A 23,710-nucleotide genomic window follows, 5' to 3' on the forward strand; every position below is an offset into this window, starting at 1 on the left:
CACCCACCGTCAACTCGCTGTAGTTTAGGATTACTCTTACTGTTCTCTTCATAGATTTTAATTCATACAATTTTTTAATAATTATGATTGTATAGTATTTTTCGAACTTTACAAGTGATTTTTGATAAGATTAAATTTTCTGATTTTTAATTCATTTTTGTTAGCTCTTGTAGGACTGCTTTAGAACTAGGTTTATTTGCATTGTAGCTATGAAGGAGCATTCCAGTGATAATAATGACTAGTCCTCCTGTGGCAACAGCGTTCGGTAGTGGGCTAGATAATAATAAAACCTCGCCAATTACTACGAAAATGACTTGTATTGACTGTGTCGCTTCTACAGAAGCGAGCTTGCTATGATCATTCCTGACACGGTTAGTTGCGATAAAGAATAATGATGTTGCAATGACACCCGAACTAATACCAACAATAAACGATTGAATGATTTGGTCTGTCGGTGGTGGTCCGACTTGAACGAAGCCTACTCCCGCAATAATAAACCAGAACGGAAGAGTTGCCAAAGTCATACCGAATACTCTTTGAAATGTATCTAATCTTCCTCCACATACCTCCATCATTTTTCGATTACCTAAAGGATAGGCAAATGCTGCTAGGATAACTGGAAGTACACCAATCAGAATCGAGAAAGAGGAAACACTACCAAAATTTTGAAATTGTAGAAGAATAATCCCAACTAGAATAAAAGAAGAAATAAGTAAAGCGCGGAGTGGAATTTTTTTTCTTACTTTTTCATTTCCATGAACCTCGAAAAATAACGGACCTAATAAAATTCCAGCAACAATGGTGATTTGCCAAGTTCCTGCTACTAACCATCCTGGACCGTAGGCTGCAGCGAAGGTGATTGAGCCGTAAAAAAGCACAAATCCTGTAAAGCTCCAAACTAACCAAGGCAGCGGTTGCTTTACCATTTCATTAAATAACTGCCGCATGTTTTTTCTCAAAAGGACAATCAAAAACAAAGGAGGAACCATGAAGAAAAATCGTAATGAAGAGCTCCAAAGCCAACTTCCGCCAGATAACTCCATTGAACGGTTTAAAATAAATGTAACCGCAAAGAACATGGAGGCCAAAATTCCGATTGCTATTTCTTTCATAAACTCTGCTCACCTACTCACTTCAAAATAAGGTAATTTCATCATACTTAGATTATTAATTAATTGCTAGAAAAATGTTTCTTGAAATAACATATGTTTGTCCAACTGCTCATATAATTGCGTAACGAACAAATTGGGCGGTGGAGAGATGAGCGAGATCATTTATTATAAGAGTGAAAACGGAAGAATAGCTGTTGCGGATGACTATATTCGCATCTCTCACATGAAATTTAAAATAGATGAATTAACCAGTGGCGAAGCTTTAATAGGTAGGCCAGATCAATCAATAAATATAGCCTTAGCAGTAATTGGCGTTTTCTGTATCCTATTAGGGAAAATACGCGCGGGTCAGCTATCACAAATTATTGATGTTAACGTTCTATTCAGTGCTGTGAATTATTTTGATCTAACTGGGCTTGTTATCATTTTACTAGCCTTATTAATGACATTGCCCCAAAAAGAACATTATGCAATGCAGCTAAGATTTAAAAATGGCCGAAAAAAAAATATCGTCTTAAAAGATTTTCAAGACAAGCTTGAAATTAGCGAAATTAACAAAGCTATTAAACAAGCAATTCGTTATGCTACCTATCGTAATGAGACGAAACTGTAGTGAAAACAGTATATTGGGGTTTAGTTTTGAAGTAGAAAAATTAATTAACACATTAAAGGACTACCAATATAGCTCCAATTGGTAGTCCTCTTTTTATTAATTGCACACATAGTTTGGTTTTGTATTGTGAATTATTTAACAAACTTTTTGAGATAATATAAATGAAATGGAGGTGGGAAAGATGCCAAAAAATAATGATCGGGATAATCGCAACAACCGTAACAACCGAAAAAATAATGATGATCCCAATTTTCTTAATGTAAATACTGAATTCGCAGCTGAAAATGATGCACAGGATTTAATTGATAATAATCGTATCGACGACGACAACGATAAATAATCGAAAAAGCTACCACAGAAACCAACTGTGGTAGCTTCAAATTACCTATTCCAAGATGCAGGGTAGGTAACGTGAATAGGAATGACAAGTTGTTCATGGGATTTCTTTAGCATAAATTCAGTTTCAAATGTCATCACTTGATGATTGGCTGTGGTTGTAGTTGTATAATTTGCTTTTCCGCTAGTTTGAACAAATCCCCACTCATCGATGACACCTTCCTCTTCGTTCCAACTACTATCAGAGCCTTTTTCACTCCAATTTTTTTCGTTATGCAATAGGTAGTGGTAGTCATAAAAATATGCTGTAAATGATTCATACAGTTGTAAGATATAGCTACTTTTTTCGTGTCGGTTTAATGAATATTCACTATCCTTATTAGGCCTACCTACGTAAACAGTGATTAAAGGCGCGGGCAAATGATCATTGGCAAGCAATTGGTCCTCATTTTCGTAGATGTGATAGCTAATTAAAACTATACCATTTTGATCTTTTGGATCGCCATGAAATTCTACAGTATCAGTCTTTAGAAAATAATGATCATCATTGATAGTAAAAGAAGTATTGTTAATAATTGGATCAAACAATGCTTCAATTTCATTTGCTAGTTTGTCAATAATTGCAGCTTGCTTTTGACGTTCGAGATATGTTTGATACATTTGAAAGCTTATGAAGATTGCAAGGATACTGATGAGCACTATTTTTTTAAGCAAATAAAATCACCTCAAGTAAAATCTTACCATAAAAATATTTTGTAGTTACTACTTTAAACCATTTAGGAGCAAGAAGTTCGAGGAAGCGAGCGAGACAATCCCCTCATGTACATAGATGTACATGAGGATGATTGACGAGTGAAGCTGACGAAGAAATTCGCCGCTTATCAATTGCCGACTTAATTCAGTAATATACATAGACAGACTTTGATTAACAAACAATGTATGCAGAAGGCTCTTTTCGTAAACATTGCTCCTGCGGTTACTCGTCGCACAAAAAAAATTGTTGCTTTTTATTCTAAAATAATCGGAAAAGTATCTTAGATGAAGATATCACCCAATGAATTAATTAAGAAAAGAGCAATACCTACTAAATTAGTGGTAAACTCTTAGTATTTTGTGTAAAAATCCGGCTTTTGGGATTTTAACGAAACCAACAAAAACTTTGCGAAATAAACAGCCATTTAGAAAGGGGGAGTGAAAATGGATAAAAAAGAAAAAGAGCAAGTTCCAAATGTGTCTGGGAGTTTCCAAGTCTCAAGTGAAAAGCAACAAGAAGATTTAATAGAAGCTGAGAAGAAATTAGATGAAGAATCGCTCTATTACGCTCGTTTATTTATGGAAGACTAAAGAAATCAAAAACTCCCAACTCAAGAAAGAGAGGGAGTTTTATTTGTAAATTTATAAGTTTTTTTACCTATCGATAAGTTTAATTATTATAGTAATAGTCTAGCTCCAGTCGCCTTGGGCTTTTCTTCTTACTTTTGTTTTTCCATTGGTGTTACCAGAAGTAATTCTTTATTACTAAAATCAGGATCAAAAGACCGTACCACAATTTTACCGAAATATATCTCTTCAGGATTTCCATCGGCCTCGTTATACAATATATATTCAAAGTTAATGTCGGTATCAAAACCTCCACCGGTAATCGGATCGTATTTTACAGAAATATATTGTAAATACTCATCATTTTCAGTTGGGGGTGTAAATACATCATAATAGTGGATTTGAACCCCATCAATAAGTGGGTGTGGTAGACCAAGTGCTTGAATGCTATCAAAAAATTGTTTGATCTGTTCATTTTCTGAGCTAGTTAATTCTTGAGAGCCCTTGTTGTTGACTATTTCATGGATAAAAACTTTGGTTGAATCCTTTACCGCATCACTTCCAATGAAGAAAAATGAACTGATGATGATGGTTCCAATGATGAGTATAAAGGCAATGATGGCAAATTGTTTCAAAAATCACTTCCTATTATTTATTCTTTTCTTCTATTTTTGGATTTAAGTCGTCAATCAATCTTTCGGCAACACGACGATAAAAGTTACTCGTGCTTACTAATGTAGAGATGAGTAACACGCGTTCTAAATACTCACGATCATCGCTATCTAATCGAGAGACTTCTTCGGCTACCTCTGTTACTTGGGTCAAAACATTCTCTTTGACATCCGCCACATTTTTTGCAAAAAGCTGAAGGTAACTATTATAAAAGGATTCAATATTCATTTCATCGTTAACAACCCGATCATTTATACCTTCTAAAGCTATCTTAATGTCATTGATCGATAAGGCGCCTTTTAATTGATAAATCATACTAATTAAAATAAGGTGTTCCTTTGAATACTTTTTATTTTGAATAGGAAAAAATACTTTGCCTTTGGCATAGTTGTTAATCATTGTTTTCGTCAAACTTTGTCACTCTCTGTTCGCTTTGTTTCTCCATATGTATTTTCGAACAGTTGAATGACCTGATCCATGTAAAGGTCTATGTTAGGCATATCCTCAAGTGAAATTGTCTTTTCTAGTCCAAGTTGATCTAAGATCTCGTTCATATTTTTCATCTTATTTTCCTCGTTTTTCTTTTTAGTATAAAAGATAGAGGGAAAAAAGTAAATGTTGACTACTTGTGGAGTTAGTTATATGATTGAAAGTAGTTATAGAAACTACATAACGTAATGAGGGGGAGTTATTAATGAATACGTATATCCGTGAGCCGATTAACGGCTTAACACATTTAGCAGGTGCAATATTATCATTTATTGGTTTATTGGCACTGGTCATAAAAGCTTCATTGACGACAGGTTCATCGCTTGCGATTAGCGCCGTGATAATCTTTGGTGTCAGTATGACCTTGTTGTATGCAGCATCTGCAACGTATCATATGGTTATTGCTAAAGACCGACTCATCGCTTTTTTTAGAAGAGTGGATCATTCAATGATTTTTATTTTAATTGCTGGGTCTTATACACCATTTTGCTTAATCAGCTTAAATGGTTTGACTGGTTGGACATTTTTTGGGGTTGTTTATTTTCTCGCAGTGAGCGGAATTATATTTAAGATGGTTTGGTTTAATTGTCCGCGTTGGTTATCGACGGGAATTTATATTACGATGGGTTGGTTAGCAATTTTTATTTTTTCCCCATTAGTAGAAAGCTTAACGACGGTTGGGGTATCGCTATTATTTGCAGGTGGAATTTTCTACACGGTTGGTGGCATAATCTATGGTTTAAAACCGAAATTTTTAAGTTTTAAGTATATGGGGTTCCATGAGATTTTCCACATTTTCATTCTTCTTGGCAGCTTTGCTCATTTCTTCTGTGTCTATTTATACGTTTTGTAGTTGTTACAACGAGAGTGAAGTAGATATTAGCGCCACTATTAATGTGCAGCTTCAATGGAAGGGGGAAGCAGAATTTGCACCTCGTCACTAATTTTTCCAGTAGCTCCAACAGCTACTTTTGTTGTTAATAACTTCTAATGCTATAATGAATTATTAAATTACGTTTTTGGAGGAACTATGTTAACATTTGAACAAAAACTTGCAATTATCGAATCGTATCCAGAACTACAACGACACGAGGTTTCCCTCAATCGTGTGAATTTCCATTATGAGGGCAGTGGTACTGATAAAAAGAACGTCGTTTATCATTTACATCCGAATGGAAATGGATTTGTCTATGCTGCAAAATTAAAGGTACCTAAAAAAGATGCTAAAGGAATGGTGAATATCCGAGATTTTTCGGAAGAAGAGTTACGTTCAATCATTGAACGTTCGATCCAATCGCTTCAACCTAATGCAGTTGCTGAAGAAGAAAATGAGCAATTGATCGATGAATTATGGTTGAACCAGGAAAATCACTCACTTAGCGTGGTTCAGGAAGATGATATGTGGAACGTATACGCAGGAGAATTGCTTGATGGAACGTTTCCTTCTTATAATGAAGCTAAACAGTATTTACTTGAAGAAGGTTTCAAACCGAAGCGCAAGCTAGATAAGAAAAACAAGTGAGGATAGAAAGAGAAAAGAGATGGCCAACGTAATGTGACCATCTCTTTCGTTCTTACCCATTCTTACAATCTGGGGCCGTATCGATTCCTGTTTTCCACAGAAACACCTCATTTCATTATTGTTAAAAACAATCTTGAAATACTTTGTCGCTGTGCAAACGAATCACCTCATCTTGTATTTCAACATCAACAAAAGTGATGGGATTGGGTTGAGAGAGCATTGCTGCCCTCGAATAATATGATGTCCCCAAGGAGAACATTTTATTATAAAATAATCAAATTTATCGTTAAGAATGAAAAGCAGAATATATTCTCTAAAAAAGAAAAAACGAGGTTACATAAATGAATAATTTTAACAGTTTACCATTGAGTCAAGAAATCAAAAAGGCACTCACGAGCTTAAATTATACAAAACCAACAGAGGTACAGGCCAAAGTCGTGCCTACAGCACTTCAAAAAAAGGATCTTGTAGTTAAATCTCAAACAGGAAGTGGGAAAACAGCCTCTTTCGGGATTCCTATTTGTGAATTAGTGGAGTGGGAAGAAAACAAACCACAAGCACTGATATTAACTCCTACTAGAGAACTTGCTGTCCAAGTGAAACAAGACCTTACCAACATCGGTAGATTTAAGCGTATTAAGGCAACCGCAGTTTACGGGAAATCTCCTTTTGAGAAACAAAAATTGGAACTAAAGCAAAAATCCCATGTGGTCGTTGGCACCCCTGGGCGTGTTCTTGACCATATTCGTAAAGGAACACTTAAATTAGACAAAGTAAAATATTTGGTAATCGATGAAGCAGATGAGATGCTCAACATGGGCTTCATTGACCAAGTGGAAGCGATTATCAAAGAAGTGCCAAAAATAGAGTAACAATGCTTTTTTCAGCAACCTTACCTGAGGATGTAGCGAATTTAAGTATTAAGTATATGAAAAATCCGATACAAGTTGAGATACAAGCTACTGGTATTACAACAGATAAAATTGAGCACTTTGTAATCGAAGTTACGGAAGAGAAGAAATTTGACCTATTAAGGGATGTATCTATTGTTGAAAACCCTGATAGCTGTATCATTTTCTGCCGCACCCAAGAACAAGTAGAAGATCTGATTGAACACTTAAATGACTACAACTATCCTTGTGATAAACTTCATGGTGGGATGTACCAGGATGATCGTTTTGCGGTCATGAACGATTTTAAAAAAGGAAAGTTTATTTATTTAGTCGCGACTGATGTAGCTGCAAGGGGAATTGACATTGAGAATATCACTCATGTCATTAACTATGACATACCTTTAGAAAAGGAAAGCTATGTTCACCGTACAGGCAGAACTGGAAGAGCAGGTAAGACAGGTAAAGCATTTACATTTGTCACTCCTTATGATGGCAGGCGCTTAGCTGAAATAGAAGAGTATATCGGCTTTACCATTCAGAAAATCGATCCTCCAACAGCAGATGCAGTTATCCAAGGGAGACCATCATTTTTATCAAAAGTCAAATCCCGTCCGACAATTAAAAAAGATAAAAGTGAGCAACTAAATAAAGAAATTACGAAGCTATACTTCAACGGTGGTAAGAAAAAGAAGCTAAGGGCTGTAGATTTCGTTGGAACAATTGCAAACTTACCAGGTCTAACTGCGAATGACATTGGGATTATTGAGATTCAAGATAATGTCACCTATGTAGATATCTTAAATGGCAAAGGTCCACAAGTCATCAAAGAAATGAAAACAACAACAATCAAAGGCAAGCAGCTAAAAGTCCATAAAGCAAATAAATAAATACATTGATTGGTGCCTGACAACAAAGAAAGTTCACTTTCACCATCATAGGTGTACGTATATTTATCTCACTACCTAATTCCGATAAAAGAAAGTGAACTTTCGAAAGGTTAACTCTTTACAGAGAAGATAATTAAAAAGAACAAAATAGAGAAAAGTCCGTATTGGATGGACAGTTTAGGAGGAGAAAGAATGATTTATCATTTCATACGTTTTGTTGTTGGGTTGGCGGTACGTGTTCGGTTTCGCCTTTCAATAAAGGGGAAGGAAAACATTCCGACAGGTGGCGTGATTATCGCGATGAACCATCAGGATAACTGGGATTCGTTATTAGTCGGAACAAATACACCTGGGAAACTCTATATTATGGCTAAGGAAAGTTTATTTAAAAATAAATTATTAGCGTGGGTCATTTCGGAAATGGGTGCCTTTCCGATTAATCGAGAAAAAGCTGATATAAAATCGCTGAAGCACTCACTGAAATTATTAAGAGAAGGGAAGATCTTTTCCTTATTTATTGAGGGATCACGTAGTAAGACTGGAGAAATGCAAGAACCCAAAAAAGGAGTCGGCTTTATCGTAGCGAAAAGTGGGGCGCCTGTCGTTCCTACTTATATTTACGGGACGACAAATAAAAAATGGTTCGGTGAAGCAGGAGTGATATTCGGAAAACCGCTTTCCTTTGGAGAAGAAACTGACTATGAGAAAATCTCAAATCGGATTGCGGAAGAGATAACAAAGCTTCGAGTTGAACACATCAATAAATAAAATTTCGCTTCACCAAAGTAAAAAGAAAAACTTGTTATATTTTCCATTATATGCTACAATCGATGTATCTTATTAGAAAGCGAGGGATGTATGATGAACACAATGAAAATGACGTTAGTACCAATTGTAAATAATACACAGCCCTCAAGTGAAGCTTTTTAATTTGTCGTTCTCCATATGGATACGTACATTTCACCATGGGCTGTGTTATCAGGCCATGGTTTTTAGTTACGAAAAAGGGCCTAGAAATAGGTCCTTTTATTTTTTGCCATTTTGCGGTGAATAATAAACATTATCCAATTGGAGGAATAAAAGTTGAATTTACATGAATTAGGTTGGAATGAAGAATTAGAAAAAGAGTTTAAACAATATGAAAAAGAAGGCTTAACCGTAGGTCGAATAGCCTTAGAACATAAAAAAATGTACCGGATCTTTGCTGAAGCGGGAGAACTACTAGGTGAAGTATCAGGGAAATTCCGGTTTCATGTAAGTGGAAGGGAAGAGTTCCCTTCTGTAGGGGATTGGGTTGCTATTGCAGCCAGACCAGAAGAGGGCAGAGCAACAATCCATGCTGTTTTACCTAGGTTTAGTAAATTTTCAAGAAAAATAGCTGGGAAAACAACTGAAGAACAAATCGTCGCGACGAACGTTAATACGGTCTTTTTAGTAACTGCCTTAAATAATGATTTTAATCTTCGAAGAATTGAAAGATATTTGATTATGGCATGGGAAAGTGGTGCAACACCAGTAATTGTCTTATCAAAGGCTGACCTCTGTCATGATATTGAAGCAAAGCTTGCGGAAGTTGAATCTGTTGCTTTCGGTGTTCCAACGTATGTCATTAGTACAAAAGAAGATTTTGGGCTAGAACCACTTCATAATTATTTACAGGTAGGTCAAACCGTTGCTTTGCTAGGTTCTTCGGGTGCTGGCAAGTCAACCTTAACCAATTATTTACTTGGTCAGGACAAACAATTAGTTCAAGAAATTCGGGCAGATGATGATAAAGGAAAGCATACTACCACCTATCGAGAATTAGTCTTAATCCCAAACGGGGGACTGATTATTGATACTCCAGGGATGAGGGAACTGCAGCTATGGGAAGCGGAGGATGCCTCTGAACATGTCTTCAATGATATCCATGAGCTTGAGGAACAGTGTCGTTTTCGAGATTGCACACATGTCTCTGAACCTGGTTGTGCAGTGAAAAATGCAATTGCTGAAGGTTCTTTAGCACAAGCTAGGTTTGATAGTTTTCTGAAATTACAAAAAGAGCTTGCTTATATTGAACGAAAAGGCGATATTCGAGCGCAACTAGCTGAAAAAGCAAAGTGGAAGAAGATATCGAATTTCAATCGTAAGTAATCAATTTTATAGGATATAAGCAAAGAGCTCTGAGAACTTCAGAGCTCTTTAAAAATATATCTGGTGGAGATCTAATGATTTCTTATATAATAAAAATATTCTAATAATTAATACAAATCGGTGCGCCGATCTGCAAAAATGGGGATTTGGCTACGAACTTGAGTGACTTTCTCTAAATCAAGATTTGCTGTTAATTGCATAGGTTCTTTACCTGCTTCAGCTACCACATTTCCCCATGGGTCAATGATCATCGAATTCCCTGCAAATTCATTGTTAGGATCGTGGCCGGTTCGGTTACAAGCAACGACGTAGCATTGATTTTCGATTGCTCTACTTAGAAGAAGAGTACGCCAGTGCTCAACCCGAGCTAGTGGCCACTCAGCAACAACAAAGACGATTTCTGCGCCTTTTGTTGTGTGAGCACGAATCCATTCAGGGAAGCGAATGTCGTAGCAAACAACTCCAGAACTAGGAACGCCCTCAAGTTCGAAATGCCCCATCTTATTTCCGGCTTGTAAATAAAGGTGTTCATCCATTAATTTGAATAAATGCACTTTGCTATACTCACCAACACAGTTACCTTGGCGATCAAAGATATACATAGTGTTGGTAACTCCGGTTGCCGATTTTTTTGCGACAGACCCACCGACAATGTTTACATGATGAGTTTTAGCGAGCTGCGACAAAAAATGCTTTGTGTAAGTACCATTGTCATCGGCAATTTCATCTAACCGTGGTAAATCATAACCAGTTGACCAGAGCTCCGGAAGCACAATGACATCAGGAGAATGGCTTATTGCTTTTGTTATTTCTTCCTTAACCCGTTGTTGATTTTTAACTGGATTACCAAAATCAATGTCAATTTGAAGACAAGTCACGTTCACGAAAATCACTCCCAAGGTATCGTTGCTTTAACTTTACCGACAGATGGATATTTTTTCAATAGTAGATTGTTTGTTTATAACTTAAGTGACCTAGTAGTGAACAAACATCTAAACATAATTTTAGAAGAATTCATCAGAATGGTATATTATGTGTATAAGTTTTCAAACAATAACTTTTGTGGTAGAGTGCGATTACTGAAATGAGGTAATCGCTTTTTACTTGTTAAAAGCTAATCGCAACAATTTATTAGAAAAGAGCGTTTAGAAAAGAGCCATTTATATTATTCTATTGAAATTATTTTTTTGTTTTTAAATCTTTTTCAAGAGTTCTCTCGTTACTATAGATAGAGGTGAAGATAAACATGCCAACAGATGAAGAATTAATTGAAGAGATTAAAAACGGAAGTCAAGCGGCAATGGAAGTGTTGGTCAAAAAACACTATAAGAATATATTTGCTTATATATATCGAAAGCTAGGAGATTATCATCTAGCCTATGATATGACTCAGGAAGTTTTTATTAAAATGATGAGATACATATACGACTATAAGGGAGAAGGGAAATTTCCTCATTGGCTTTTAAAGATTGCAGTTAATCATTGTCGTGATTATTTTCGGAGTAGTGCCTACAAACAAAAAGGTGGAGAAAATGAACTGCTGCAACACCTAAAAGATGAAAAACAAAATGTTTGGGATTTACTTAGTAAAAAAATAGAAAGTGAAAAGGTCAAATTGGCTGTACAGCAATTACCAGAGTATCAAAAAGAAGCGATTGTACTGAAGTTTTTTCAAAATTTAAAGATCAAAGAAATTGCCGAAATTACGGATAGCAAGGAAGCGACCGTGAAGTCTCGCTTAAAGCAAGGGTTAGAAAAACTGAAGAAAATCTTGAAGGGGGGGACCGAGGATGGACAAATTCGACAACAAAAATAACAGCAGTGAACTAATGGATGTTGTTGATCCGTTAGAATTAGCTGAGATTGAAAACGAGCTAAACCAATACCTCGTTAAATACCCAGATGAACAGAAGATTAATATGACAATTGACGCATTACGTCAATATGTTCCTGAAAAAAAGAAGGCTTCGATACATCTAATTGATCGTTTCCTTTCATTAATACAGCATTCTAAAAATGAGCTCTCACTGATCAGTAAGTTATACTGGCTTTCAAGTACGATCCTATTTATCTTAGGCTATTTCTTTGTAATTGAAAGTTCTTTTAACCCAATGATTACGTTGATTATTTTGACTCCAATCCCGTTTATTCTTGGTTTAGTTGAGGTGTTTAAAGGGAGGGAATTGGGACTTTTGGAAATCGAAATGAGCTGCAAGTTTTCAGCCCATGAGATCATGCTTACACGATTGTTTTTAACGGGTGTATTTAATATTACTTTAAATACGATATTGACAATAGCCTTTTTACCTCTTATCGGTTCGGTTTATATGTGGGAGCTATTGTTAGTCTGGTTTACACCATTTACGATGTTTGCTGTTATTTCACTTTGGTTATCTATGAAATTTAGACGAACGGCTTTTATTACTACCGTGATATCTTTGTGGATTGTATTTAGTATCATGTTAATTTCTAAGACAGAAATTATCTTAAACATAAATATCGCTTTTTATCTACTGTTTATGGGTGTTGGATTGTTTTTGTTGACGCTCCAGATCAAACAATTGATTAGTAAATATTCTTCGTATGAAGGGGTAGAGAACGTTGAAGTTAGTTATTGAAAATGTATCGAAGAAATTTAAAGATAAGTGGGCTGTTCAGCATTTTTCAGCGGAATTATCGGAGGGGGTTTATGCCCTTCTCGGACCTAATGGTTCAGGCAAGACTACATTAATGCGAATGTTGGCAGATATCTTAAAGCCCACGTCTGGTCGAATTCTCTTAAACGGCAGAGATATCTCATTTATGGGTGATGATTACCGTGATGTTTTGGGCTATTTACCGCAAGAATTTGGTTTGTATAAAAACTTTACAGCTGTACGCTTTTTATTATATTTTGCTTGTTTAAAGGGGTTAAATAAAACGGACTCCATAAAAAAAGTAGCGGAAGTACTAGAATTAGTAAACTTAAAAAATGACCAAAAAAGAAAGATAGGTACTTTTTCTGGAGGAATGAAAAGGAGATTAGGAATCGCACAAGCGCTGCTGAATGATCCTAAAGTTCTTATTGTTGATGAACCCACAGCAGGGTTGGATCCACAAGAAAGAGTTCGTTTTAGAAATCTAATTTCTGAGATTGCAGGAGATCGCATAGTCATTCTTTCAACTCATATTGTTTCAGATATCGAGTACATTGCCAAAGAAATCCTTTTAATGCGCCAAGGTGAATTATTAAAACGAAGTACTGCTCCAGCACTGCTAGAGCAAGTACATGGAAAGGTATGGAAGGCTAAAGTTACTCAAGAGAAATTAGCTACCATTCAAAGAGAATTCAAGGTAGGGAATATCCAGCGTAATGAGACAGGGATTGAAATTCGGATTGTGCATGATCTAAAGCCACTGGAAAATGCAGAGGAAGTGGCTCCAACGTTGGAAGATGTCTATTTATACTTTTTTGATATGGAGGTTACAGCGAGTGTATAAACATGAATGCTATAAAATTTTTACAAGAAAGAGTATTTATGTTGTCTTTTTCCTTGTCATTCTCACCATGGTATATGCCGATATTCTACTCCCAGGTGATATGACCATGAAAGAGGAAGTCTATCTAGAACTTTCCGAGACGTGGGGGGGACCGGTGACAGAGGAAAAAATAATGTTGGTGCGCGAACAAATGCGAGTATCTGATGGTGGCGGGCGAACCCTTACTTTTGAGGATCGAGCCGCTGGTGAAGTACACTATACGGTTGCTGTAGCGGGTATACATGCTGAGGCCTTACATGAACGGAAAGAAGCTCTTCAAGGAAAACTAGCTACCTTACAAGAGGCATCGTATGAATACAAAGAAGCCTCAAAGGAATTAACGATGCTAAATCAACTAGGCGAACCACATGGATTTTATCTAATCAGAGCTTGGCGTGGAATGTTTGACTTTATTGAGCCGGCAGTCGGAAGTGTTTTCCTAGCAACGTTAATAATACTGGGTTTAACTCCGGTCTTTGCTGATGAATATAGTAAAAGAACTGCTCATTTAATTTTGGCAACCAAACATGGGAAACGAAAAATCGTTACAACAAAGGTCATGGCAGCTTTAACTTATTTATTTGTTGTATTTAGCCTCTTACATATTGTCAATCTATTACTCCAGGTGATTAAATTTGGAGGGATACAAGGGGGGCAGGGACCTATGCAGAACCTGCCAGGCGGTATGTTGTTCAATCAGAATTATGGACTTTCACCGTATGCTTTGGAAGTGTGGCAGTTTTACGCAGTTACTTTAACTTTTCAAATTTTTGCGGGAGTTGCCTTGGGGCTCTTAGTCCTGTTACTTTCGATTTTGACCAAAAATTCTATGATGACTTTCTTTATAAGTGGAGCTGTCCTAGCAATCCCAATGATGATCAAACAAGTCGGCTTTGAACAAGGAATTCTAAAATATATCACATATTTTAATTATTTAGAGATAATGATGGTAGTTGACTTGTTTGAACAGTTTAAAGCCTATCAAGTTTTGGGATATCCAATTCTTTACCCTCATATGAGTCTAGCGATATTTAGTGTCATAACAATCATTGTGGTAGTTTTCATCTATCATCGTTTTAGGCATCAACAAGTAAATTTTTAAGGTAGATAAAGTCGGTAAGGAGTCCAGTCTATTTGGACTCCTTTCTTATTGGTCGTTTGTGAAAAGCCCACAGAAAAACCATATTATTTTCCTTTTAACAACTTATAGCCAGAATTCTCCTTCCTCAAGCGCGTTAGCGGTAGGTGGGAGATGAATGGCTTTTTTTTTATTTGTTTTGGAAAAGAAAAAGCAAAAACAAAGACAACTAGACAAAGTTTTGATAAAATAAACCTTAGAACATACGTTCGGAGGTGGCTTGATATGGCTAAAAAGAACAAAGCATTCAAATTTCGATTATATCCAACAGAAAAGCAGTTGACTCTATTGAAGAAAACCTTTGGTTGCGTACGTTTTGTGTACAACAAAATGCTGAATGATAGAATCGAAAATTACGAACAGTTCAAAGAGAATAAGGATGAATTATTGAAGCATAAACATCCTACGCCAGCTAAATACAAAAAGGAATATCCATTTTTGAAAGAAGTAGATAGCCTTTCTTTGGCAAACGCTCAAATGAACTTAGACAAAGCCTATAAATCTTTCTTCAAAAAGAATGCAAAGTTTCCAAAATTCAAGAGCAGAAAACATAAACAAACATATACAACTAATGTTGTGAACGGGAATATTGAAATTTTGGAAGGTCATATCAAGTTACCTAAAATGAGATGGGTCAAACTTAAACAACACAGAGAAATACCAGTAACACACCAATTGAAATCTGTAACAATTTCGATGACTAGTTCTGGAAAGGTCTATGCATCTGTTCTGACTGAATTTGAAGAAACTGTGGAAAAAGTCGAACCGAAAAACGTTGTTGGTTTGGATTTTTCAATGACTGATTTGTACGTGACAAGTGATGGTGAGAGAGCCAATTACCCTCGCTTCTATCGTCAATCTCTCGAAAAATTAGCAAAAGAACAGCGTGTTTTGTCACGCCGTAAAAAGGGCTCCAATCGTTGGTATAAACAAAAGAAGAAAATAACGAAACTACAAGAAAAAACCGCCAATCAACGTCGTGATTTTCTTCATAAAAAGAGCTATGCTTTAGCTAATAATTACGATGCCGTTGTTGTTGAAGACCTTAATATGAAGGGCATGTCAAAGGCTCTAAAATTTGGGAAAAGCGTGCTAGATAACGGTTGGGGTATGTTCACTACATTCTTAAAGTACAAATTTGAGGACCGAGGGAAGGCATTTATCAAGATTAATAAATGGTTCCCTTCTTCAAAGACGTGTTCAAGATGTGGCGAAGTCAAAGAACAACTATCACTTTCCGAAAGAATATATAAGTGTTCTTGTGGTCATGAAGCTGACCGTGACGAAAATGCTGCAAAAAATATTGAAAACGAAGGAAAAAGACTACTTTCAGAAACGAAATAGCCTAGTTGATTATAATTTCGAACCGCTGGTTCAGCGGGGATAGCTCGGTCAATTTGGGTGGCTAGTAAAAGCACCTATTATTCGAGAAGCCACCACTTCAAAATTCGTTAGAATTTAAGTGGCGGGTAGTTCACTGTGAAACTTATTGTCATGAGTAGTCGTCTAATCAAGTAAGAGACAAACTACGCGGTAAGGAGGGCTTTCTTTGAAAAGGTATTTACTTGCAGTACTCGTTTTAATTACTTTTTTTATAATAGGTCGAACAGTATCAAACGATCAAAGTGTTACTAAACCTTTAGGAACGGAACTTCCAAAGGTTGGTAGTGTAGAAAATTTTGAACAAATTCTAAATGAGATAAATAAAAAGCAAATTGCGTTCACTAATCAAATGCAACCTACGATGGAATTTACAAGAGAGGCACGTTCGGGAATTACTAAGGAAGCGCTAGATTCTGGGGCAGATTATTCATCGACAAACGTTCAGGTGGCTGGTGTGGATGAAGCTGACCGTATAAAAAATGATGGTGCTTATATCTATCAACTAATTGACAATCAGTTAGTTATCTCAAAGGTCAATCCAGTAAGTGAAATGAAAGTTGTTTATTCCGAACGATTTAATCACAATGAATTTTATCCTCAAGAAATGTATGTAGATCAAGAACAGTTAGTTTTAATTGGTGGACGTCCGTCTTATGATACGAAAGGGAATTTTTATAAAGAGTTTACAGCCGTTAAAATTTATCACTTAAATGATCGAAGTAATCTTGAACTTGTCAGGGAACTTGAAATCGAAGGCTATTACTCATCCTCTCGAAAAATTGCTAGTGCACTGTATGTAGTCACAAATAAGCACTTACCATACTATTTACTAAGAGAAGTTCGTGGCAAGAGTGAGACTCAGACGTTACTTGAGGAAATGAAGCCAGTCTACCGTGATTCGGCAGTTTCTGATGATGCACAAAAGATTGATTGGGATCAAATGTACTATTTCCCTAGCTCAACGGAAAGTAATTATTTGATTGTTTCAGGTTTAGATTTGTCTGAACCGAAAACACCAGTCACTGTTAACTCTTACCTTGGTGCTGGCGAATCCATCTACGCTTCGCATGAACATTTGTATGTTACAAGGCCAGATTATCAGTTTGAAGAAAGTCCGATGGGGAAAATTGCAACTTTTATCGCGCGTCCATTTACCAACCTAGATACGATTATTTATAAATTTAAAATGGATAATGGAAATGTAACTTTTTTAGCTGAGGGGAAGGTCGAAGGAGCGATCTTAAACCAGTTTTCAATGGATGAACACAATGGTCATTTTCGAATTACGACTACAAAAGGTGATATGTGGTCAGAGTCCGACCCATCTGAAAATAATATCTATATCTTAGATAAAAATTTAGCGATCGTCGGTTCGATTACTGGAATCGCCCCAGGTGAGCGCATTTACTCGGCTCGATTTATGGGTGATCGAGGCTATATTGTAACTTTTAAACAAGTAGATCCATTATTTGTCTTAGATTTAAAAGACCCGAAAAATCCAACCATCCTTGGTGAGTTGAAAATACCAGGCTTTAGTGATTATCTCCATCCATATGATGAAAATCATCTGATCGGATTTGGAAAGGATACAATCGAAAATGATATGGGTGGCGCGATGGTTCGAGGCTTTAAAATGGCGCTATTTGACATTACCGATGTCAACAATCCGATAGAAAAATTCGTTGAGATCATCGGTGATAGTGGAACGCATTCAGAGTTACTCTACAATCATAAAGCATTGCTGTTTTCTAAGGAAAAAAATATCATTGGCTTTCCTGTTGAAGTTTACGAAAACAAAGGAAATGACCGCTCAATGTACCCTACGTTTTCATTCCAAGGCGCCTATGTTTACGGGCTAGATCTGGCAAATGGGTTTCAATTAAAAAGCGGATTAGTCATTATGACAATGGAACCTCCGATCAAAATTGGGATTATCAAAAACATGTATCACGATTAATCTATATCGGAGACACTCTTTATACACTCTCTAATTATAAAATTCAAGCTCATGATTTAAATAACTTTGAGCATAAAGGGCAACTCATATTTGGTAAATAGTTTTTCAGGAGGCTGAATTTATAATCAGCCTCTTTTTCAATGGAATCCTTTCCGACTTTGGACTAGGTTCGGAAAGTTTTTCTAATGATCAACCTAATCCATTCCGAACTTCAACCACATTCAATTTACGGAACTCAACAGTCGTTAGTACAGTGGTCCACTTGAATATAGATGATGAGTTACTTAGTAACCCTCAAAAGTGAGCATCCATATATTGACGTTTACATTTAGTACGAAGAGCTTGGCTTTATAAGGTAGATTTCCAAACAAGGAAACTATCCCTTTTTATGGTAAAATATAAGCGTGGAAATTTGTTGCTAATAATAAATACTAGGTCATTATTTAGGGGAGATCGAAATGAGCTGTCCAGTTGGTCAAAGAAAGTTTGTAGATTACCATCAAGGAAAGTTGAGTTTTGAAGATTACAAGAAAATGAATAAGCATATAGCTACGTGTGATACTTGTGCAAGGAAACTGGACGAAATTATGAACGAAGGTTCCGCCAAACGGCAGTATCGCACTATTTTTTTAGCAAAAGAAAGCCGAAATTTATAACTGCATTTGTGACCGTTGCCGTTTTATTGCTAATGGTCATAGTCATGTCAAAAGTAGGCTGGTTTGATGATCAAGTAGGTTTCGGGAAGGTTGTGAATCTATCTACCGTTGATAATAATATTGAATTTACGATTACTCATGTTTCCGCAGATGAAGAAGAGACTATTTTATATTTCCAAATCAAAGATCTAGAAAACAATCATAATTTTTTCATAGATTATGCTAGTTTTCATGTTGACGAAATCATGTTAGGTACTTTTGCAAGAGGGAATATAATCAATATGGATATAGAAGACGATGGTGTTAGCAAAGGGAAACTGCATCTACTTCCATTATTAACGGAAGAAGAAACAATTAGACTAGAGCTTAATGAAGTATTTTGGTTTGCTGATGAAAAAATTCAACCATATTCAATGGAGTGGTTTGATGAAAAAAATCGTAGTGTTGTTGAAGGAAACTGGAAACTAGATATCCCCGTCAAAAAAGATCGACCCGTAACCTATGATTTAAATGAAACGATGGAAGTCCATGGGAAAACGATTGAATTCACAGAAATGGTCGTAAGTCCAACAAGGACAACGTTAACCTATCAATACCAACGAGATCAGAGTAATCAAAATAACTTTTTTATCCGACTTTCACATCTAGAAGTGAATAAGGATTTTTGCCAATTCGTTATTATCAAAGTACTTCATCTGACCACCTTTTTTCAGAGACAGTTTACACGGATAGCATATATTATGATCTGCCTAAAGATCTAACCATTCATTTTGGGAAAATGACTCAACATGTTGCCAATCAAGTAAAAGTAGATTTTCAATTAGATCAGCTGCCATATACATTTCAATATATCGGTGAGGATATAACCATTGAAGAGGTCGAAGTTGGAAATCCGACAACCATTGTCGTTAAAGAGACATTCCTTGAAAACCGGTCCTATAATGGTCTCAATATAGACGCTAATTATTTTCGTTTTAGTGGAAGCCAATTGCATGAGATGGAGGTTTCGACGCATGGGGTATGGGTAGATGATGATGGAAATGAGGTTGATCAGCCAATGTCGATAGAAGAAGCTAGTTCATTGCTGCTTTTTACGACAGAACAACACTTTACAGTTTTTCCTGCAGATGATGGAACATTATTCGAACCTACATTTCTTTTTGTCGAAGGCTACTCAATTGAGACTAATCTAATAGAGAGCTTGAAGATTTCATTGAATTAAAGAGAATTGGAGGTCAAAATGAGGTTATTTCATGTTAGCGAAGAAGAGAACATTACAAAATTCGTACCTAGAAATCCTACTAGAAAAGATCTTGATCAAAGCAAAGCACTCGTTTGGGCAATAACGGAAGAATGTTTGCCGAATTTTCTTACCCCACGTAACTGTCCAAGGGTTACTTTTCATTGCAATAACGCCACAACTCAAGAAGATAAAAGGACTTGTCTTTCTTCACAATCGAGCACACATGTAATTGCAATTGAAAATAAGTGGTTGATATCATGAAAAGCACCAAATTATATTTGTATGAATTTGATCCTACTGACTTTTACCTTCTGGATAAAGGCGCCGGGTATTATGTAAGTGAAAAAATTCAAGTACCTATTAATAAGTTTGTTATTACAGATCTTTTTGGAGAACTTATTAAAAGAAACGTAGAAATAAGAATCATCGCTAACTTATGGGACCTTTGTGATGCGATCCAACATACAAGCTTTGATTGGTCGATGTGTCGAATGGGGTATGCAAAGAAGAGAGATAGTTGATGAAAATATTAAGAGAGCGTGAAGAAGAAATGGATCGAAAAAATTATGATGAATCGAAATATATTCAACAACATTTAGCAAATGAGAGAACCTACCTGGCGTGGATTCGAACCGCGATTGCTTTAATCGGACTTGGTTTTTTAGCAACTACACTTCATTTTACTAGTCCTGATTATTCCTATCTAAATGACCTTATTGCCTTAGGGATTAGTTTGTTTTCATTAGTAGTGGGACTCGTAACAATTGTGGTGGCGACTTTAATTTATTTCCGGAATCAAAAAACGATTAACACTCAAACATTCCATTCATCTTTTAAAATTATTATTTTCATGACAACGGTTGTGTGTTTGCTTTTAGTATTTTTTACAGTTTATTATTTTACTTTCTAATGATGATGAGAGCATAACTGACTTCAAGAGCTTTTTAGACTCTGGGGAAGGCTATGCTTTTTACTATGGGGCCCGTTTTTTCGTTCTTGACAATATACCTATAGGGGTATAAAATAGAAACACCTCCAAATCTTGTAGAGATTGTTGCAATAAACCGAGGGGTTATCGAAGCAGATCAAGATAAGCAACAAGAACTAGAAATTGGACCAAACCGCTGTGCGGTGCATCATACACATTAATTTAATAATTAATAAGAGACAGACTCAGGAGGATGAAATTACTTGAGGCTGTTTTATCTTTTTGGCTTAGGACTACTATAGTATAAAAGTTTTGTTTTCTTCATAAGTTCTTCATAAATGTCGTTTATACTATACGGTGTAGGGTATACGTTAACTAATGTATTAAAAATAGGAGGGCTAATTATGTTTAAAAATATATTTTATTTTCCAGCTAAAAATTTGTCAATTGTCGTCACCTTAATGATCATAGTAGGGTTAATTGTGGGAAGTGCGATTGATACAGAGTTTTTAAGGGTCTTGATGCCGATAGCGATTTTGGCCATGATTGTCCCAACAATGATTGGGTTTCATTGGAAAGAGATGGTAAGCGTCACTCATTACAAGGTATTTATTGCTGCGGCAATCATTAACTTCATCATCATCCCATTATTGGCTTACTTCTTAGGCTTTGTTATGTTAAAAGGAGATCCAGAACTATTTGCTGGACTAGCTTTGGCATCGCTATTACCAACAAGTGGAATGACGATTTCTTGGACGATGTTCTACAAAGGGAATGTTTCAGCAGCTATTAAAATAACGGCGATTAGTTTAATTGCAGGGGCAATCATAACACCAATTTATTTAACCTTGATGTTTGATCAAATCATCGATGCTGACTTATCGTTTTTATTTATGAAAGTGATGTTAGTTGTTTTTGTACCAATGATTGTAGGTACATTCATTCATCGCTGGTTAATGAAAAAATATTCTCAAGAAAAATTTAACAAAAAAGTGAAACCAGTATTACCTGCCATTAGTACTTGGGGATTAATGTTAATTATTTTTGTGATGGCAAGCATTAATGCAACGATCATTTTTTCGGAATCAGCGATTATTCTTCAAGCTATTCTTATATTGGTTTTATTTTATCTTTTGAATTTTGCAATTAGCACGATCGTAGGAAAATGGCTGTTTAATCGGGAAGATAGTATTGCCCTCGTTTACAGTACTGTCCTTAGAAATCTATCGATTGCCTTAGGGATCGCGGTTACCTCATTTGGACCTAAAGCCGGTTTAATTCTAGCCCTTGCTTTTGTCATTCAAATTCAAGCTGCAACCTGGTATGGTAAACTTACAGATCGTTTTGGTGTGTTTAAAGGCTAGATATCAATGTTAGAGGCTGATTAGCAATCAGCCTCTTTATTTTTAGAAAACATATAGGGTAAGTTAAATGTAAACATTGAAGGAGCTAAGGATATGAAATTGCTAACAATCAATTGTCATTCATGGCAAGAAAAAGATCAAATCGAGAAAATAAAGATCTTGGCACAAACGATCAAAGAAAATGGCTATGACGTCATTGCCTTGCAAGAAGTGAGTCAAAAAATTACCGCTAAAAAGTTAATGAGAAGCTGAAGGTAGACAATTATGTTTATGTATTATTGCAAGAACTAAGAAAATTAGGGGTAGATGATTATACCTTTGTATGGGGCTTTTCTCATATTGGCTTTGTTTATTATGAAGAAGGGTTGGCGGTTTTGACAAAGCATAAGATTGAGGAGGATTACTCATTTATTATCACTCACTCTAAAAATACACTCAATTGGAAAACGAGAAAAATTGTTGGAGCGAAAATTCTGATTAACGGAGAACCAATAAATTTTTACTCGTGCCATCTTGGCTGGTGGGAAGATGAGACAGAACCATACCGCAACCAAGTTGATAACCTAATTGCACAAGTTAACCAGGACGAGCAATTTTTTCTAATGGGTGATTTTAATAATGATGCTTCAGTTAAAAATGAAGGTTATGACTATCTCTTAAGTAAAGGGCTTTATGATACATATTCTCTAGCTAAAGAAAAAGATAATGGAACAACTGTACTTGGAGAAATCAAGGGGTGGGATGATAATAAACGTGATTTGCGAATCGATTATATTTTTACTAATCGACCAATTCAAGTTCAAAGTTCAAAGGTGATTTTTAATGATCGAAACAAACCAATGATTTCAGATCATTTTGGTGTAGAAATTACTATACAATAAATAAGATTACCTTAAAAGGAACGATTGCTTAGCTCACCTTAGAGAATACCCATTAGGCGATCACTACATAAAAAATAGTAAACAAAGGGCTTGATTTAAGAATACATAATCTTATAATAGTCGATGATGTACTTATCTTATGATAGGTTTAGATAGGAGGATAAAAATGAATTCGAAAGTGAAATTGCAAGATATTATTGATCAAATACAAACCCAGTTTGACGAGACTCATTCGTTTGTAAATCTGAAAACTGGACAAACTTTCTTTGTGACAACTGAAGAATTGCGAAAAGCAGAGGAAGATGATGAGCTGTTCGAAGGGTTAGCTGAATGGGAAATTGATAGCCTCAAGTTAGCAATTGATGTACTTGAGAATGAAGAGGATTACCTTGAACTTCCTGATAAATTTGAGATTAATGAATATGAGATGATTGAGGATTATTGCTATTCAATTTCGAATGAAAACTATAAAAATATCCTCTTAAGGGCAATCCAAGGTAAAGGTGCATTTCGCCGTTTCAAAGATCAAATTATCGATTTAGGAATTGAACAAGATTGGTACCAATTTCAAGGCGAGAAGTATAAAGAAATTGCCATTAAATGGTGTAAAAACCATGAAATTGAATATGTCGAATGAAATCTATGTTTGAACCATTTGAAGTAA

General features: G+C 35.9%; 22 protein-coding genes, 6 pseudogenes and 1 other annotated feature (1 of these 29 cut by a window edge). Of the genes and pseudogenes, 23 read left to right on the plus strand and 5 right to left on the minus strand.

The window, feature by feature from the left end; all coding sequences use genetic code 11:
- Positions 1–61 (minus strand) — a binding site (T-box leader); it reaches 191 nt to the left of the window's first position.
- An 85-nt stretch (positions 62–146) separates the two neighbouring features.
- Entirely contained in the window at positions 147–1,112 is a 966-nt protein-coding gene (locus tag H1D32_RS12030; protein WP_261178535.1) for a DMT family transporter, read from the minus strand.
- A 148-nt stretch (positions 1,113–1,260) separates the two neighbouring features.
- Between H1D32_RS12030 and H1D32_RS12035 the strand changes: the two genes are divergently transcribed.
- Together H1D32_RS12035 and H1D32_RS12040 are read left to right on the plus strand one after the other, a co-directional pair.
- Positions 1,261–1,725: a DUF6232 family protein gene (locus tag H1D32_RS12035; protein WP_261178536.1), complete on the plus strand. Its 465-nt coding sequence runs from the start codon at positions 1,261–1,263 to the stop codon at positions 1,723–1,725.
- A 181-nt stretch (positions 1,726–1,906) separates the two neighbouring features.
- Positions 1,907–2,065: a hypothetical protein gene (locus tag H1D32_RS12040; RefSeq protein WP_261178538.1), complete on the plus strand. Its 159-nt coding sequence runs from the start codon at positions 1,907–1,909 to the stop codon at positions 2,063–2,065.
- Between the two features lie 41 nt (positions 2,066–2,106).
- Here H1D32_RS12040 and H1D32_RS12045 read toward each other — a convergent pair whose 3' ends face one another.
- Positions 2,107–2,775, minus strand: a complete 669-nt coding sequence (locus tag H1D32_RS12045) for a hypothetical protein (protein WP_261178539.1) — start codon at positions 2,773–2,775, stop codon at positions 2,107–2,109.
- A 483-nt stretch (positions 2,776–3,258) separates the two neighbouring features.
- Between H1D32_RS12045 and H1D32_RS12050 the strand changes: the two genes are divergently transcribed.
- Positions 3,259–3,405, plus strand: coding sequence for a hypothetical protein (locus tag H1D32_RS12050; RefSeq protein WP_261178541.1), 147 nt, complete (start codon positions 3,259–3,261; stop codon positions 3,403–3,405).
- A 128-nt stretch (positions 3,406–3,533) separates the two neighbouring features.
- Here H1D32_RS12050 and H1D32_RS12055 read toward each other — a convergent pair whose 3' ends face one another.
- Complete coding sequence (locus H1D32_RS12055; RefSeq protein ID WP_261178543.1) at positions 3,534–4,016, minus strand: hypothetical protein; 483 nt, start codon at positions 4,014–4,016, stop codon at positions 3,534–3,536.
- A gap of 13 nt (positions 4,017–4,029) precedes the next feature.
- Positions 4,030–4,616 (minus strand): annotated as a pseudogene (locus tag H1D32_RS12060) (DUF1836 domain-containing protein).
- 131 nt (positions 4,617–4,747) lie between these two features.
- Between H1D32_RS12060 and trhA the strand changes: the two are divergent.
- The 5 genes and pseudogenes from trhA (at position 4,748) to rsgA (ending at position 9,977) form a co-directional block, all read left to right on the plus strand.
- Entirely contained in the window at positions 4,748–5,395 is a 648-nt protein-coding gene (gene trhA / locus H1D32_RS12065; RefSeq protein ID WP_261178544.1) for a PAQR family membrane homeostasis protein TrhA, read from the plus strand.
- A 177-nt stretch (positions 5,396–5,572) separates the two neighbouring features.
- Entirely contained in the window at positions 5,573–6,064 is a 492-nt protein-coding gene (locus H1D32_RS12070; RefSeq protein ID WP_261178545.1) for a hypothetical protein, read from the plus strand.
- Between the two features lie 341 nt (positions 6,065–6,405).
- A pseudogene (locus H1D32_RS12075) lies at positions 6,406–7,844 on the plus strand (DEAD/DEAH box helicase).
- Positions 7,845–8,036: 192 nt separating this feature from the next.
- Positions 8,037–8,612, plus strand: coding sequence for a lysophospholipid acyltransferase family protein (locus H1D32_RS12080; protein ID WP_261178546.1), 576 nt, complete (start codon positions 8,037–8,039; stop codon positions 8,610–8,612).
- A 315-nt stretch (positions 8,613–8,927) separates the two neighbouring features.
- Positions 8,928–9,977, plus strand: coding sequence for a ribosome small subunit-dependent GTPase A (gene rsgA / locus H1D32_RS12085; protein WP_261178547.1), 1,050 nt, complete (start codon positions 8,928–8,930; stop codon positions 9,975–9,977).
- 107 nt (positions 9,978–10,084) lie between these two features.
- Here the strand turns inward: rsgA and H1D32_RS12090 are convergent, their stop codons facing one another.
- Positions 10,085–10,867, minus strand: a complete 783-nt coding sequence (locus H1D32_RS12090) for a carbon-nitrogen family hydrolase (protein WP_261178633.1) — start codon at positions 10,865–10,867, stop codon at positions 10,085–10,087.
- Between the two features lie 356 nt (positions 10,868–11,223).
- Here H1D32_RS12090 and H1D32_RS12095 point away from each other — a divergent pair, with 356 nt between their 5' ends.
- From H1D32_RS12095 to H1D32_RS12170, 15 genes and pseudogenes are all read left to right on the plus strand, one after another.
- On the plus strand, positions 11,224–11,793 hold the full coding sequence (locus H1D32_RS12095) for an RNA polymerase sigma factor (RefSeq protein WP_261178548.1): 570 nt from the start codon (positions 11,224–11,226) through the stop codon (positions 11,791–11,793).
- Entirely contained in the window at positions 11,768–12,595 is an 828-nt protein-coding gene (locus H1D32_RS12100; RefSeq protein WP_261178549.1) for a hypothetical protein, read from the plus strand. Before H1D32_RS12095 ends, H1D32_RS12100 begins: the two co-directional genes overlap by 26 nt.
- Positions 12,579–13,457, plus strand: coding sequence for an ABC transporter ATP-binding protein (locus H1D32_RS12105; protein ID WP_261178550.1), 879 nt, complete (start codon positions 12,579–12,581; stop codon positions 13,455–13,457). Before H1D32_RS12100 ends, H1D32_RS12105 begins: the two co-directional genes overlap by 17 nt.
- Positions 13,450–14,598: an ABC transporter permease subunit gene (locus tag H1D32_RS12110; RefSeq protein WP_261178551.1), complete on the plus strand. Its 1,149-nt coding sequence runs from the start codon at positions 13,450–13,452 to the stop codon at positions 14,596–14,598. Before H1D32_RS12105 ends, H1D32_RS12110 begins: the two co-directional genes overlap by 8 nt.
- A gap of 261 nt (positions 14,599–14,859) precedes the next feature.
- Positions 14,860–15,978: an RNA-guided endonuclease TnpB family protein gene (locus tag H1D32_RS12115; protein WP_261178552.1), complete on the plus strand. Its 1,119-nt coding sequence runs from the start codon at positions 14,860–14,862 to the stop codon at positions 15,976–15,978.
- 400 nt (positions 15,979–16,378) lie between these two features.
- A pseudogene (locus H1D32_RS12120) lies at positions 16,379–18,075 on the plus strand (beta-propeller domain-containing protein).
- Positions 18,076–18,432: 357 nt separating this feature from the next.
- Positions 18,433–18,630, plus strand: a complete 198-nt coding sequence (locus H1D32_RS12125; RefSeq protein ID WP_261178554.1) for a hypothetical protein — start codon at positions 18,433–18,435, stop codon at positions 18,628–18,630.
- 44 nt (positions 18,631–18,674) lie between these two features.
- Entirely contained in the window at positions 18,675–19,391 is a 717-nt protein-coding gene (locus H1D32_RS12130) for a DUF4179 domain-containing protein (protein ID WP_261178555.1), read from the plus strand.
- Between the two features lie 17 nt (positions 19,392–19,408).
- On the plus strand, positions 19,409–19,852 hold the full coding sequence (locus tag H1D32_RS12135) for a hypothetical protein (RefSeq protein ID WP_261178556.1): 444 nt from the start codon (positions 19,409–19,411) through the stop codon (positions 19,850–19,852).
- A gap of 18 nt (positions 19,853–19,870) precedes the next feature.
- Positions 19,871–20,394: pseudogene (locus tag H1D32_RS25410) on the plus strand (DUF6886 family protein).
- Entirely contained in the window at positions 20,394–20,783 is a 390-nt protein-coding gene (locus H1D32_RS12150; protein WP_261178560.1) for a YidH family protein, read from the plus strand. Before H1D32_RS25410 ends, H1D32_RS12150 begins: the two are co-directional and overlap by 1 nt.
- Before the next feature lie 116 nt (positions 20,784–20,899).
- Positions 20,900–21,022 (plus strand): annotated as a pseudogene (locus tag H1D32_RS12155) (MBL fold metallo-hydrolase); the annotation flags it as partial.
- 183 nt (positions 21,023–21,205) lie between these two features.
- A complete protein-coding gene (locus H1D32_RS12160) occupies positions 21,206–22,165 on the plus strand; it encodes an arsenic resistance protein (protein ID WP_261178561.1) in 960 nt (319 codons plus the stop codon).
- A 93-nt stretch (positions 22,166–22,258) separates the two neighbouring features.
- Positions 22,259–23,046: pseudogene (locus H1D32_RS12165) on the plus strand (endonuclease/exonuclease/phosphatase family protein).
- A 166-nt stretch (positions 23,047–23,212) separates the two neighbouring features.
- Positions 23,213–23,683 (plus strand): UPF0158 family protein, encoded by a 471-nt coding sequence (locus H1D32_RS12170; RefSeq protein WP_261178562.1) that lies wholly within the window; start codon positions 23,213–23,215, stop codon positions 23,681–23,683.
- Positions 23,684–23,710 lie beyond the last annotated feature (27 nt).

The sequence above is a fragment of the Anaerobacillus sp. CMMVII genome (assembly GCF_025377685.1).
Lineage (GTDB): Bacteria > Bacillota > Bacilli > Bacillales > Anaerobacillaceae > Anaerobacillus.